Genomic DNA, 12,667 nt, shown 5'->3' on the forward strand with positions numbered 1-12,667 from the left:
AAATGAAGGTAAAATATAATAAAGACAGTTTTATTATACCTATGAATTTTTAGCAAGAGAAAATGGAAAAACTAGTAAAGCTAATTATATAAGAAGTAAATGATCTATTGATTTCGTAATTCTAAAAAAAACCCTGTAAATCAATTTTTTACAGGGTTTTGATAAAATTTATGTACTATTTAGTGGAGTCGGAGGGACTCGAACCCTCGTCCAAACAAGCAATTAAACTGCTTTCTACGCGCTTAGTTTTCGTTTAATTTTCGACAGGCAACTGACCGAAAACCGCCTATTACCTGCTTAGCTTCTTTGTTGTTAAGATATTGCCAAAGCTACCATATCTCTATGTTGACTTTTATGGTGCCTCAAAATAGATCGCCGTCAACAAGGGCTATCTGGAGACATCTCGCTTCTCTGCCTTGCAGAGACGAGGCTAAATCCTACTATAATTCAGATTATGCAGCAAGAGCGTAGTTATCTTCGCCTATTAAAATTGTGAAATAGATATTAACGAGCATTAATTTCATAGCTCGGCGTGCTTACAATTCAATTCGACTCGCTGTCAAAACCAGTCGACCCCATATATAAAAGAACGTAGTCTTAGAAGTGGTGTAAAAGTACTGTAAAAAATATTCGTTTAAAAGCTTTGCATCACATCCTTTCAACTGTTACATTTGGAACAAATTCTATACCAAAAAGTATCATTGATGAAGTTTGGAATCATAAAAGAACGCAAAAGCCCGCCAGATAGGCGAGTTGTCTTGTCTCCCGAAGCCTGCCAAAAAGTCCTAGAAAGATTTCCGGAGGCCAAGATTAAAGTAGAACCTTCAGATATAAGAGTTTTTCCAGATAGTGCTTATCAAGAAATGGGTATCACTGTTTCAGAAGATCTTACCGATTGTGATGTGCTATTAGGTGTAAAAGAAGTACCTGTTGAAGCATTAATCCCGAATAAAAAATATTTTTTCTTTTCTCATACAATTAAAAAGCAACCTTACAATCGAGATTTATTGAGAGCAATCCTCGCAAAAAATATTGAAATTTATGATCACGAAGTGATTACTGCGGCAAATGGACAAAGATTGGTGGCGTTTGGGAGATATGCGGGAATAGTGGGTGCGTATAATGGTTTTAGAGCATTTGGACTTAAAAATGGTGCATTTAGTTTGCCAAAAGCAGAAACATTAGCAAATCAAAAAGAGTTGATAGCTCAATTGAATAAAATTGATCTTCCGGCTATCAAAATCATACTAACAGGAAAAGGAAGAGTAGGTAATGGAGCTCGTGAGATGCTAGATGGAATGCAGATTAAAATAGTAGGGGTAGAAGAATTCCTCTCAAAGGAATTTAAGGAGGCTGTTTATTGTCAAATAGATGTGTTAGATTATAATAAGCGGAAAGATGGACGAAGGTTAACCAAAAAAGATTTTTACGAAAATCCAGAAGACTATGAGTCTAATTTTATGCGTTTTGCTAACGTAAGTGATTTTTTTATCGCGGGTCATTTTTACGGGGATGGTGCTCCGTTTCTGTATACAAGACAGGATGCAAAAACAGCAAATTTTAAGATAAAAGTAGTTGCAGATATTAGTTGCGATATTGATGGTCCGGTGGCATCAACTATCCGTGCTTCAACTATTTCCAATCCTATTTATGGATATGACCCTATTACAGAGAAAGAAGTAGATTATAAAATAGAAAGTGCTATTGCTGTAATGGCTGTTGATAATCTTCCATGTGAACTGCCTGCGGATGCAAGTGATGGTTTTGGGGATAATTTTAGGAAGTATGTAATTCCTTCATTTTTTAATGCAGATAAAGATGGTATTCTTGAAAGAGCGAGAATGACTTATAAAGGTTCCTTGACGCCGAGATATCAATATCTACAGGATTTTGTTGATGGTAAGGAATAATTAGTGACATCAATTTCCTTCTGGTTTATTCTTCAATAAGAAATTATTTATATCCATACCAATAAGGTTTTTCAATGGTTCTGTTTGGTACTCAGGAATGTTCACGTACCATTTGATTATTCTTTATAGACACATATTTTAAATATGGTCTAAGGTATTCGTACCCATTTCTGATAAATATCATTGTTTCAGACATTTACAAAGGCTATTTTTATGATATAACCCATTAAAAGCCGTATATCATGAAAAAAATATTTTTAGCTTTATTTGTTTTTGGATTTTTCAACTTTTCCTTTTCTCAAGTAATTCAAGAAGAAAAATTAGAGGAGGTAGTAGTTACTGCTGTTAATTATAAATATGTAAGCAGTGTAACCAGTGAGGATATCGCATTTCCTGTTAAATTATTAGAACGAAAAGCGGCGAGTTGGAATCCAAAAGAATCAGATTTGTATGATGACGAATATGATTTTTATACCATTTCGTTTTTCATACCCGAAGGAAAAATTGTAGCTGCCTATGACAAGGAAGGAAAGATATTGCGAACTATTGAGAAGTTTAAAAATGTAAAACTACCTAAAGTTGTAAGTAATGCAATTGTAGATCGATTCCCAGGTTGGGATGTCATTGAAGATGTTTATCTTGTAAAGTATAACGATAAAAAAGGAACTTCAAAAAAGTATAAAGTGAGATTACAAAATGGAGATCAAGTAATAAAAGTGAAAATGGATGCCGAGGGTAATTTCCTGTAAAAGTTAAGGATATTAATCAATATCAAAGGGGAGTTAGGTTGCTAATACAAACTAACTCCCCTTTGATGCTAATATAACACAAGTCAAAAAAAGAAAACTATAAAAAGGAGTATGACCCCTAGAACATTCACCTATTGATTTGACTTTACTTAAAATAAAATACAGTTTCCTTAGTCTTTTATGAAATGACTTAGGCAAAACTATCTGTATGATAAAGGAAAAACGTTATTTAAAAGAGCTATTAGCGTTAAATCTGGCATATAAATCAAAATAAGTTTCAGGTGTAAGCATCATACTAATAGTTATAGATTTTACGATTCTTGTTAGGATGAAAAGGTCGTTTGCTACTTTTACATTTGCATAACTGGTAACGAAACCACCAGTTAATTTTAAAAATAATTGTTTGAAAATTCATGTCTATTCAGATTATAAATCTATTGCCAATCTATTTTTCGGGAAAAGAACATTACAAGGGCCAGAATTACAAATAATCCAATACTTCCTACCAATAAAGCATAGTTCTCTAAGGAAATAATAACAAATATAAAGGCATATAGAGCTGTGAGTGAAAAAAATATGAAAACCGGGAATTTATAGTTTTTAAGTACCGAAATAGAATATAAGGTAATTAATACCACAACAGCACTTCCTGCAATGAGATAGGCTTTAATAAATGTTTGATGTTCAGAAATAGAAATGAGTAAAGTGTAAAACATGACTAAGGACAATCCTATCATCAAATATTGAAAAGGATGGATAGAAATTTTACTTATTGTTTGTATTAGGAAAAAAATGAGAAAAGTAAGGGCAATAACTAAATATCCATATTTTGCAGAACGGTCACTTTTTTGATATTGGTCAACAGGAAGGAATAAGTGAACACCAAAAGCAAATTCAGAAAGATTTGGCAGATAACCCAAGAACGATTGTTGAAATTGACGGTTAATTTGAATGATATTCCATTTTGCTTCAAAGCCTTTAGCGTCTTTATTTTTAGCGGTGTCATTTTCTTTCTCTGGCAAGAATGAACCTTGAAAGCTAGGATGCTGCCAATTAGACTTCATGGAAACACTGGTTTCTTTTCCAATAGGGATAAATTCAATTTGTTCACTGCCATTAATGGTAAGTGTAAATGAGAAATCAATAGGTGTGTTTACAGGGAGCGCTTCAATAGGAATACGAGTACTTTCCAGTTCATTGAGAATGGGTTTTTCACTATAATTATTTTCGGTTCCTAGATTTTTATAACGTGGTACAAATGATAAGGTGTTTTTTCCGATAGCGATTTGTACATTCTCCCTGATGCCTTTAAGATTGGAAGTTTGAATGATGAAAGTAGATTTCTCCCAAATAACATCTTTAAGATTAACATCTAATCCTATGAAATCTGGGGTAATGAAACTTCCAGTAAAATCCATGGTAGAAGTGAAGACCGCAGTCTCATAAATTCCATACTCTTTTTTGAATGCATTAACATCGGTAGAAACCGATAATTTATCTGGAAAGAAGTATGCATACTTAACTCGGGAAGTTTTTTCTTTAATTGTTTTTTTGGTTTGATTGTCTAGTTTCACCACTTCCGTGTAATGATTATAAGGTACTTTTAGTATGGGACCCGATAGTAAGAGTTCGTTTCCCCATTTTTCATTTATTTCCTTGATTACTTCCTTTTGTCTTTGAGCACGTTCATTGATGAGACTTCGAATAAATAACAACGGAATCATTAAAATAAGAATTAAGAAACCCACCATCAGCATACGTGCTGTTATGGAAGTTTTAAACCAAGAATTGTTTTTTGAAGAATTTGTCATAATTATATATTTAAAGTACTTTGAATTTCAAAGTTAAAGATTAAAAAAATACTACTTTTTATGGATGAGCTTTTCAATAGCATCAATATGTTTATTAAATTCAAAACGTCCAAGTTGCGTGGCTGTATAGCTTGTATTAGGCTTTCTGCCAACAAATTTTTTCTCAACGGAAATATAATCTGCCTTTTCCAATGCTTTTAAATGGCTGGCAAGATTACCATCAGTAGCTCCGAGTAATTCTTTTAGATTTTTGAAATCTTCTGAAGCATTCACCATTAGAATAGACATGATTCCCAATCGGATTCTATGGTCAAATACTTTATTAAGGTTATGAATGATACTCATGAGTGTTTTGTAAGTTTTACTTTTGTCTATCGTATTTAACATACATCATAGCTCCATAAAAAATATGGAAGATACCAAATCCAATAGCCCAAAAGTACAGCCCATAACCTACAAACTGAGTTGCAAATAGTCCTGTAACGATATTGGCAATACCTAAATATCGTATGTCACCCAGAGTGTATTTACTTGCGTTAACACAAGCAAGACCATAGAAGATTAACGTAGAGGGAGCAACGATGCTTATGTTTCTATTAATAAGCATTAAAATAATAAAAATACCTCCTGTGATTAATGGGATTAAGAAATTTATTAGTAGCCGCTTAGAAGAAGCGTTCCATATGCTTTCTCCATTTGCATTTGCTTTACGTGAGGTTAGCCAAATACCGGTGGCAATAGCTAATATGGCTACAGTAACTCCAATAAGACCAAGTTCTAAAACAAGTGCTAAGTATTTCTGTGTATACGCATTTCTTATACCTGGCATATATTGATAATGATCTAATCTTAAGTAGGCAATAGTTGCACCTATTAATGCATAGATACCTGCTAAAATACCAGACAAGCCACTTAATGATATAAAGCGTGATGAACGATTCATTAATGATCTTATCTCACTAAGATCTTCAAGATAATTATCTTTTTCCATTATAAAGAACTTTGAAATACAAAGTAAATGAAAAATAATGAAACAAATTCACTTATCCATATAAAAAAAATAGGACTGCCGAAGCAGTCCTAATTCCAAAGGTGAGTAATTGTTGTGCAATACCTTTTAAAAATGTATGCTTTTTGGTGATTATCTTTGGTTTAATCACCACTCTCGTAAACTAAACTCTAAACCTGTTTTGAGAGTTACTCTTTCCGAAATAATAAATCCCCCTTAAACCTTTCGGACTGTTTAACACAGTAAAATAAGCATAGCAGCAGTTAAAAAGCAAGAAATGGTACTCCGAATTCATGAATTTCGATTAGATTTTTCACGAAATCCCTTATTTTACGGAGTCAGGGCAAAAGTATAAAGCAATGAATTTGAGTGATTTATCTTGTTAATTGCTATAAGAATTAGCTATAAATAATATGTATGAAAAAACATTTAATTAACACTGATCAAATTTTAGTTAAAAGGCTAGATTTTAATTTTTTTAAAGAATACAACTAATTGCCAGATTAAGATAAGATAGTACGTATAACTTGATTATCATAATTTTAATTGAAATCCAAACAGCATGATAACAGCTGTTAAGATCCTAAAGAAAAATCCAAATTAGGATGAAGTATGGGCGTTCATGTATTTGGAAACCAATAAATATTACAATGCATTAATGGTGCTTCTGATGGCAGTTAAGTTTGTCAATAACCGCTTCAGCTGATCCAAATGGAGCATATTTGCACCATCACTTTTTGCATTAGCGGGATCAAAATGAGTCTCAATAAATAATCCGTCAACCCCAGAAGCAATTCCAGCCCTAGCTATAGTTTCAATCATATCTGGTCTTCCACCTGTGACCCCAGAGGATTGATTAGGCTGTTGCAGAGAGTGTGTTACATCCAAAACTACTGGAGCAAACTTTTTCATGGTAGGAACTCCCCTAAAATCTACAATCAAATCTTGGTATCCAAACATGGTGCCTCTATCTGTTACCATTACTTTTTCATTATGGCAATCTAAAACTTTTTGAACTGCATGCTTCATGCTTTCAGGACTCATAAACTGCCCTTTTTTCAAATTCACCGTTTTTCCCGTTTTGGCAGCCGCCGTTACCAAATCAGTTTGCCGTACCAAAAAAGCGGGTATTTGAAGTACATCCACATATTCTGCAGCCATAACTGCATCTGCTTCCGTATGGATATCGGTAACCGTAGGTATTTGAAACGTTTCAGAAACTTTACGTAATATTTTTAAGGCTTTTTCGTCGCCAATCCCAGTAAAAGAATCAATTCTACTTCTATTTGCTTTCTTAAAACTTCCTTTAAAAACATATGGGATTTTTAATGCATCGGTAACAGTAACAATATGTTCTGCAATTTGTAATGCCATCTTTTCACCTTCAATAGCACAAGGACCAGACAACAAGAAAAAGTTAGTACTATCAGCATTTTTTAACTGCGGAATTTTATCGAGATTCATACCCATCTAATTTTGTGCAAAGTTACACTTTCTATTCATTTTAATACAATACAAATCAGAACACAAGACAGGTAATTAAGTGCATTTGGAAGCGGTAGTCTACATTCATACTTTAAGAGAAAATCTAGATATTTTATTAGATTCTATTTATTTGGTTTACAGGTGATTAAAAAACAAAGAAAGAACGGATAAGTTGACTAAAAAGCTGTACCTTTGCACGCTTAATTGATTACCATACTATGACAAGTTTAAGAAATATAGCGATAATTGCCCACGTAGACCACGGTAAAACAACCTTGGTAGATAAAATACTTCACCATTGTCAGTTATTTAGAGACAATCAGGAAACTGGAGAACTAATTTTGGATAATAACGATCTTGAAAGAGAACGAGGTATTACTATTTTATCTAAAAACGTTTCAGTTAAATATAAAGACACGAAAATCAACATTATTGATACTCCTGGTCACGCAGATTTTGGCGGAGAAGTGGAGCGGGTTCTCAATATGGCTGATGGTGTTTTGCTATTGGTAGATGCTTTTGAAGGGCCTATGCCTCAAACACGTTTCGTTTTGGGAAAAGCGCTTTCTATGAAACTCAAGCCAATTGTAGTAATCAATAAAGTAGATAAAGAAAATTGTACTCCAGAGGAAGTGCATGAGGCAGTTTTTGACCTTATGTTTGAATTAGGAGCCGAAGAATGGCAATTGGATTTTCCAGTAATATATGGTAGTGCCAAAAATAATTGGATGGCAGAAGACTGGAAGGGACCTCAAGAGTCAATAGAGCCTTTATTAGATGTAGTAGTAAAATCCATTCCAGAGCCTAAGACAGAAGAAGGATCTTTACAAATGCTTATAACTTCTCTTGATTATTCTTCTTTCACGGGAAGAATTGCTATTGGAAGATTGCAAAGAGGTACGCTTAAAGCGGGTATGCAGGTTTCTTTGGTGAACAGAAATGGATCTGTAACCAAATCCCGAGTTAAAGAACTCAATATTTTTGATGGTCTAGGACGTAAAAAAGTAGAAGAGGTACATGCAGGTGATATCTGTGCTATTGCAGGTTTGGAAGGTTTTGAAATTGGAGATACGGTTGCAGATGCAGAGAACCCAGAAGCATTGCCTACCATCGCTATAGACGAACCAACCATGAGTATGTTATTTACCATTAATGATTCTCCTTTCTTTGGGAAGGATGGTAAATTTGTAACCTCTAGACATGTAAAGGAAAGATTGGAACGTGAATTGGAACGAAATCTTGCTTTAAGAGTTAATGAAACAGATAGCGCAGATAAGTTCATGGTTTTTGGTAGAGGAGTTTTACATCTTTCTGTACTTATTGAAACTATGCGAAGAGAAGGCTATGAATTACAAATTGGTCAGCCCCAAGTTATCATTAAAGAAATTGATGGTGTAAAATGTGAACCCATAGAAGAATTGACTATTGATTTGCCTGAAAGCGTAAGTGGTCGTGCTGTTGAGTTTGTAACGCAACGTAAAGGAGAAATGCTTAGTATGGAGCCAAAAGGAGAACGTATGTTGATGCAATTTAATATTCCATCTCGAGGAATTATTGGTTTGAGAAATCAATTGTTAACCGCTACTGCTGGAGAAGCAATCATGAATCATAGATTTTTAGAGTATCAGCCTTTAAAAGGGGAGATTCCTGGAAGGATTAATGGTTCTTTAATAAGTATGGAGAAAGGTACAGCCATTCCTTATTCCTTAGATAAGCTTCAAGAGCGCGGACGTTTCTTTATTTTTCCTGGAGAAGAAATTTATACTGGGCAGGTAATCGGAGAAAATTCAAGAGGCGATGATATGGTGGTGAATGTTACTAAAACTAAAAAGCTAACCAATATTAGATCTGCTGGAGCAGATGATAAAGTGAAACTGGCACCGCCTATTAAGTTTTCATTGGAAGAAGCTTTAGAATATATTCAAAAGGATGAGTATGTTGAAGTGACTCCAAAATCATTGAGACTTCGTAAAGTATACCTTGATGAGAATGACCGTAAAAGATTGGGAAAAACCATATCTTAAAAATTATATAACTAAATTTTAAAGAAACCGCCTCATTTTTAGATGAGGCGGTTTTTTATTTTCTTTGTCTTATTCTGCTATCACTTTACAGTGAATAAGTGCTAGAAGATCTTATAACGAAGAATGAATGAAGTTTTATCAAAGTTGCCTTGACGACTTCCACTCTCAAACATACTGTTGGTGGTGTTATATCTAGTCTCTAGTACAAATTGTTTTCCTATGGACAGTCCTAAACCTAAGCCCAATGAAATTCCTGATTCAACTTCAGCTTCTGGGGTTCTAGAATACGAGATTTTAGAATCTCCAAAAACAAAATCAAAATTAAGAGAAGTATTTACAAATAGTTTCAAGTAGTCATTTAAGTACATATAATGTCTAAATCCCACTGGTATCTCAATAGAGGTATACGATATACTTGCTGTTTGATTAGTAGATTCACCTTCTTCCTCATAATAATTGTAATTGGGTTCACCAAAAACCGCCCATTTGTTTTTATTAAATGCAAAAACGTATTCTACCTCAAACCCTCCACGAATTGATATGGCATTATCAAAATCTACATCTTTATCAAAGGTGCCTACAAGATCATCTGACGTAACGGATAATGATGAACTGCTAATACCTGCAGACACTCTTAAATTAAAGACTCCTTTGCCTTTTTGCTCCTGATAGTTTATCACCTCAGAATTACCACAAGAATTGTAAGCTTTGAAAACATTCATCATATCTTTTAGGGCATACTGCATGTCTTTGATTTTTGAGATAGATGTATTATTGCATTTTAAAGTATTCCATAATTGTTCGCGATACTTCCGGTTTTTTATGATTACCCCTTGAACATTGCTGGAACCCGTAGCATAAATCTTATAGCTTTTATAAATTAATTGCTCTGGAGTAGTAATTTGATTTTTTAAGGTATAGAAATAGCGTTTTAAATTTCCATCCTCATAAAAATAAAGTGTTGCATCACCCTCAAGCAAGACCTCAAGAAACAGGTTTTCTTCTTTAAATTCAGGAGCTTCTTTTTGGCTCATTCTCTTTAAGTTTTCACTAGAACGGTCAATGTCAACTAAATATCTGGTATATTTAAATACTCCAAGAACACCAAATTCTTTAGTGTCTGCAATTATACCCGTTTTGGGAGAATCACTTGGTTCAAGTTTATATTGAAATGATGTTGGGTTGCTTCCCCAAGCTTCATTTTTAATTAAGCAATCTATCTTTTGGCCAGTATTGTTGATTATATAGCCTTTTTCAAAATTAATTTGCGCATTAAGAGCAATGTTTGCGCCTATAAAAATGGCGATAACAAGTATAAGTTTTTTCATCAAGTAAAACGGATTTTATTTAACAAGTATTCTTAAAAAGAATGATGCGAAAATAGGACAAAAAAGATAAACCTAAAAATAGAATAAGAACTACTTTAAAGTGCGTTAGGATTTTTCAAAAGCCTTAATTCCACTGCATCTTTTCCAAATTCTTTTAAAGACCCTTTTAATAAAAAATTAGGTGCAGTAATAAGTTCCAAAGTTCCTATGCCATCCCTAAAAGTTTCAAATTTCTCACTGTAGCTCTTTAGAGTAACGTCAAAAATAATCATTTCAGGGTCGGTGAAGACCCCAACACCTTTTATTTGACCTACAAGTTTATCATTTTCAAGATAATTGATTCGTATAGTAATTTCATCTTGAATTACAGCAATATTTGCGGTGCCCATTCCCAAATTATTTACATAAAATTTGTAATCACCAGAAATGGTTTTTGAGGTAATAATATCGTTATGATAATTATAAATAGAGGTAAGTCTACGCAACAAACTGTCTTTGTAAGAAAGATAATCAGGTAGTTTGCCTACACAGTAGAAAGCACTGTCTAGAACTTTATTTCCATAAGGTGTATCCCTAAGTTGTATGTATTCTGTTTTAGCCCATTCTTCATATAAATTGGCTAAGCGCTCATATCTATCTTTTGATTGCTGTTTCTTTTCCTTTGCAAGGATATTTTTTTGAAGTACTCTTACTTTAGTGGGATTAAAAAGCAAAGATGTTCTATCTGCATATAGTACAGACAACTGACTTAAAGCTTGTTCTTTTAAAATAAGATTATTACTTCTGGTAAGAAGATATTCAAAAGTCTTTACTGCGAGTTCTTTATCTCCATATTCATTTTCAAATTTTGCAAATTGAATCAGTAATTCATCATTTAACAGCGCTAACTCTTCTTCAGAAGCTAAGGTTGTTATTTTTGAAAGTAAACTTACCACTTGTGTTCTGAAATTCAATGAAGCATTTGCAGATTCTCCCTTGGTAGCCATTGGATGAAAAGCAACCATTTGATAGGTACTTTCTTTTTCTACTAACTGGTTAATTAGAAACGCAACACTATCAAGTCTTTCTTGTTTTAGAACATCAGGTGATTTTTCAATAACTTCTTGTGTGGGCTTTTTATCCTTTTGTAAGCTCAAGAAAATAGCAGTCCCACTCATAATAAGCGAGGCAAAGATTAAAATCCAATGAGTGAGCTTTTTTTTGTTAGGCATGAGTAGTTTTTTACGGGCATTTACAGGTGCTAATATAGTAAAATACTATGACCGAAAAAGAGGAGTGAAGTTAATAAATGAATAGCTTGAAATAATAATTTTCATAGTATTATTGCAAAAATAAACAGTATGAATTTTTTAGGAGTCTCTATAGTTGAATGGGTGGGTTATTTAGCAGCAGCTATTGTTTTGTTTTCTTTTTTTATGAAGGATATGAAAAAGCTAAGGCTAATAAATATGTCTGGATGTACTATCTGGGTATTATATGGATTTTTGCTACAAATTTCATGGCCTATTATTATAACCAATGCCGCTATTTTTTGCGTCAACGGGTACTATTTATATAAAACAAGAAAACCCTCAAATAAATAGCTACACATTTTTTTGTACCACTTCAAACACCTTACTTCCGTCACATTTAAGCGTCTTGGAGGGAAATTTCAGTAATAAAGCATAATCATGCGTAGCCATTAAAATGGTGCGTCCACTTTTATTTATCTCCTGTAAAACCTTCATTACTTCTACACTGGTCTGTGGATCTAAATTTCCCGTAGGTTCATCTGCCAGAATAAGCTCAGGATCATTTAGTAAAGCTCTTGCAATGGCAATCCTTTGTTGTTCGCCACCAGATAATTGATGTGGGAATTTAAAGCCTTTGGTTTTCATACCAACTTTAGAAAGTACAAAAGAAACTTTTTCATTCATTTTTTCTTTGTCCTTCCATCCCGTTGCTTTTAGAACAAACAAGAGGTTATCATTTACAGTTCTATCAGGAAGTAGCTTGAAATCCTGAAAAACAATTCCCAACTTCCTTCTTAAAAAAGGAATATCTTTTTCTTTAAGCGTTTTAAGATCAAAATCTGTTATAGTACCAGAGCCTTGAGTAAGTGGTAAATCGCCATAAAGCGTTTTCATAAAACTACTTTTACCACTCCCGGTTTTGCCAATTAAATAAACAAATTCTCCCTTATTTATGGTAAGATTGATTTCACTCAGTACTAAATTCTCCTTTTGAAAAATAGCGACATCTCGGAGTTCTAAAATTGTTTGATCCATGGAGTAAAAATATATGTAAAAGTAAGAACAAAAAATAGCACGTAAAATTATATCTCAACCCAAGTTATCAATCATTTTTAACAT

General features: G+C 33.4%; 11 protein-coding genes and 1 other RNA gene. 4 read left to right on the forward strand and 8 right to left on the reverse strand.

Translation table 11 applies throughout. The annotated features are described in order from the left end of the window. Positions 1-180: 180 nt before the first annotated feature. Positions 181-577, reverse strand: a transfer-messenger RNA (tmRNA) gene (gene ssrA, locus WBG07_RS13990). A gap of 127 nt (positions 578-704) precedes the next feature. Here ssrA and WBG07_RS13995 point away from each other — a divergent pair. Both WBG07_RS13995 and WBG07_RS14000 read left to right on the forward strand, forming a co-directional pair. After that, positions 705-1,910: an NAD(P)-dependent oxidoreductase gene (locus WBG07_RS13995; RefSeq protein WP_340202144.1), complete on the forward strand. Its 1,206-nt coding sequence runs from the start codon at positions 705-707 to the stop codon at positions 1,908-1,910. A 242-nt stretch (positions 1,911-2,152) separates the two neighbouring features. Beyond that, a complete protein-coding gene (locus tag WBG07_RS14000) occupies positions 2,153-2,659 on the forward strand; it encodes a nicotinate-nucleotide adenylyltransferase (RefSeq protein ID WP_340202145.1) in 507 nt (168 codons plus the stop codon). A 434-nt stretch (positions 2,660-3,093) separates the two neighbouring features. On the opposite strand, the gene creD is transcribed toward WBG07_RS14000, so the two are convergent. The 4 genes from creD to kdsA form a co-directional block, all read right to left on the reverse strand. Beyond that, complete coding sequence (creD, locus tag WBG07_RS14005; protein ID WP_340202146.1) at positions 3,094-4,470, reverse strand: cell envelope integrity protein CreD; 1,377 nt, start codon at positions 4,468-4,470, stop codon at positions 3,094-3,096. A 51-nt stretch (positions 4,471-4,521) separates the two neighbouring features. After that, positions 4,522-4,815 carry a winged helix-turn-helix domain-containing protein gene (locus WBG07_RS14010; protein WP_340202147.1) on the reverse strand — a complete coding sequence of 98 codons (294 nt, stop codon included), beginning with the start codon at positions 4,813-4,815 and terminating at the stop codon, positions 4,522-4,524. A 16-nt stretch (positions 4,816-4,831) separates the two neighbouring features. Then, complete coding sequence (locus WBG07_RS14015; RefSeq protein ID WP_340202148.1) at positions 4,832-5,461, reverse strand: hypothetical protein; 630 nt, start codon at positions 5,459-5,461, stop codon at positions 4,832-4,834. A gap of 663 nt (positions 5,462-6,124) precedes the next feature. Further along, positions 6,125-6,943, reverse strand: a complete 819-nt coding sequence (gene kdsA, locus WBG07_RS14020) for a 3-deoxy-8-phosphooctulonate synthase (RefSeq protein ID WP_340202149.1) — start codon at positions 6,941-6,943, stop codon at positions 6,125-6,127. A gap of 239 nt (positions 6,944-7,182) precedes the next feature. Here kdsA and typA point away from each other — a divergent pair, with 239 nt between their 5' ends. After that, entirely contained in the window at positions 7,183-8,988 is a 1,806-nt protein-coding gene (gene typA, locus WBG07_RS14025; RefSeq protein WP_340202150.1) for a translational GTPase TypA, read from the forward strand. 101 nt (positions 8,989-9,089) lie between these two features. Here typA and WBG07_RS14030 read toward each other — a convergent pair whose 3' ends face one another. Together WBG07_RS14030 and WBG07_RS14035 are read right to left on the reverse strand one after the other, a co-directional pair. Beyond that, the gene (locus WBG07_RS14030) at positions 9,090-10,316 is read right to left on the reverse strand and encodes an outer membrane beta-barrel protein (protein ID WP_340202151.1); all 1,227 of its coding nucleotides are present in this window, start codon (positions 10,314-10,316) and stop codon (positions 9,090-9,092) included. Positions 10,317-10,411: 95 nt separating this feature from the next. Then, complete coding sequence (locus tag WBG07_RS14035; protein WP_340202152.1) at positions 10,412-11,527, reverse strand: hypothetical protein; 1,116 nt, start codon at positions 11,525-11,527, stop codon at positions 10,412-10,414. Between the two features lie 129 nt (positions 11,528-11,656). On the opposite strand from WBG07_RS14035, the gene WBG07_RS14040 reads away from it, so the two are divergent. Continuing rightward, positions 11,657-11,899 (forward strand): YgjV family protein, encoded by a 243-nt coding sequence (locus WBG07_RS14040; protein WP_340202153.1) that lies wholly within the window; start codon positions 11,657-11,659, stop codon positions 11,897-11,899. Here the strand turns inward: WBG07_RS14040 and WBG07_RS14045 are convergent, their stop codons facing one another. Continuing rightward, a complete protein-coding gene (locus tag WBG07_RS14045; protein WP_340202154.1) occupies positions 11,900-12,583 on the reverse strand; it encodes a cell division ATP-binding protein FtsE in 684 nt (227 codons plus the stop codon). It abuts the gene before it with no gap. Positions 12,584-12,667 lie beyond the last annotated feature (84 nt).

It is taken from the genome of Ascidiimonas meishanensis (genome assembly GCF_037782385.1).
Classification (GTDB): Bacteria; Bacteroidota; Bacteroidia; order Flavobacteriales; family Flavobacteriaceae; genus Ascidiimonas; species Ascidiimonas meishanensis.

What these genes read in the sequence shown, in the direction of transcription:
- WBG07_RS13995 (WP_340202144.1), top strand. Translation starts at nt 705, where the DNA reads ATGAAGTTTGGAATCATAAAAGAACGCAAAAGCCCGCCAGATAGGCGA.
- WBG07_RS14000 (WP_340202145.1), top strand. Translation starts at nt 2,153, where the DNA reads ATGAAAAAAATATTTTTAGCTTTATTTGTTTTTGGATTTTTCAACTTT.
- typA (WP_340202150.1), top strand. Translation starts at nt 7,183, where the DNA reads ATGACAAGTTTAAGAAATATAGCGATAATTGCCCACGTAGACCACGGT.
- WBG07_RS14045 (WP_340202154.1), bottom strand. Translation starts at nt 12,583, where the DNA reads ATGGATCAAACAATTTTAGAACTCCGAGATGTCGCTATTTTTCAAAAG.
- WBG07_RS14015 (WP_340202148.1), bottom strand. Translation starts at nt 5,461, where the DNA reads ATGGAAAAAGATAATTATCTTGAAGATCTTAGTGAGATAAGATCATTA.
- WBG07_RS14035 (WP_340202152.1), bottom strand. Translation starts at nt 11,527, where the DNA reads ATGCCTAACAAAAAAAAGCTCACTCATTGGATTTTAATCTTTGCCTCG.
- kdsA (WP_340202149.1), bottom strand. Translation starts at nt 6,943, where the DNA reads ATGAATCTCGATAAAATTCCGCAGTTAAAAAATGCTGATAGTACTAAC.
- WBG07_RS14040 (WP_340202153.1), top strand. Translation starts at nt 11,657, where the DNA reads ATGAATTTTTTAGGAGTCTCTATAGTTGAATGGGTGGGTTATTTAGCA.
- creD (WP_340202146.1), bottom strand. Translation starts at nt 4,470, where the DNA reads ATGACAAATTCTTCAAAAAACAATTCTTGGTTTAAAACTTCCATAACA.
- WBG07_RS14030 (WP_340202151.1), bottom strand. Translation starts at nt 10,316, where the DNA reads ATGAAAAAACTTATACTTGTTATCGCCATTTTTATAGGCGCAAACATT.
- WBG07_RS14010 (WP_340202147.1), bottom strand. Translation starts at nt 4,815, where the DNA reads ATGAGTATCATTCATAACCTTAATAAAGTATTTGACCATAGAATCCGA.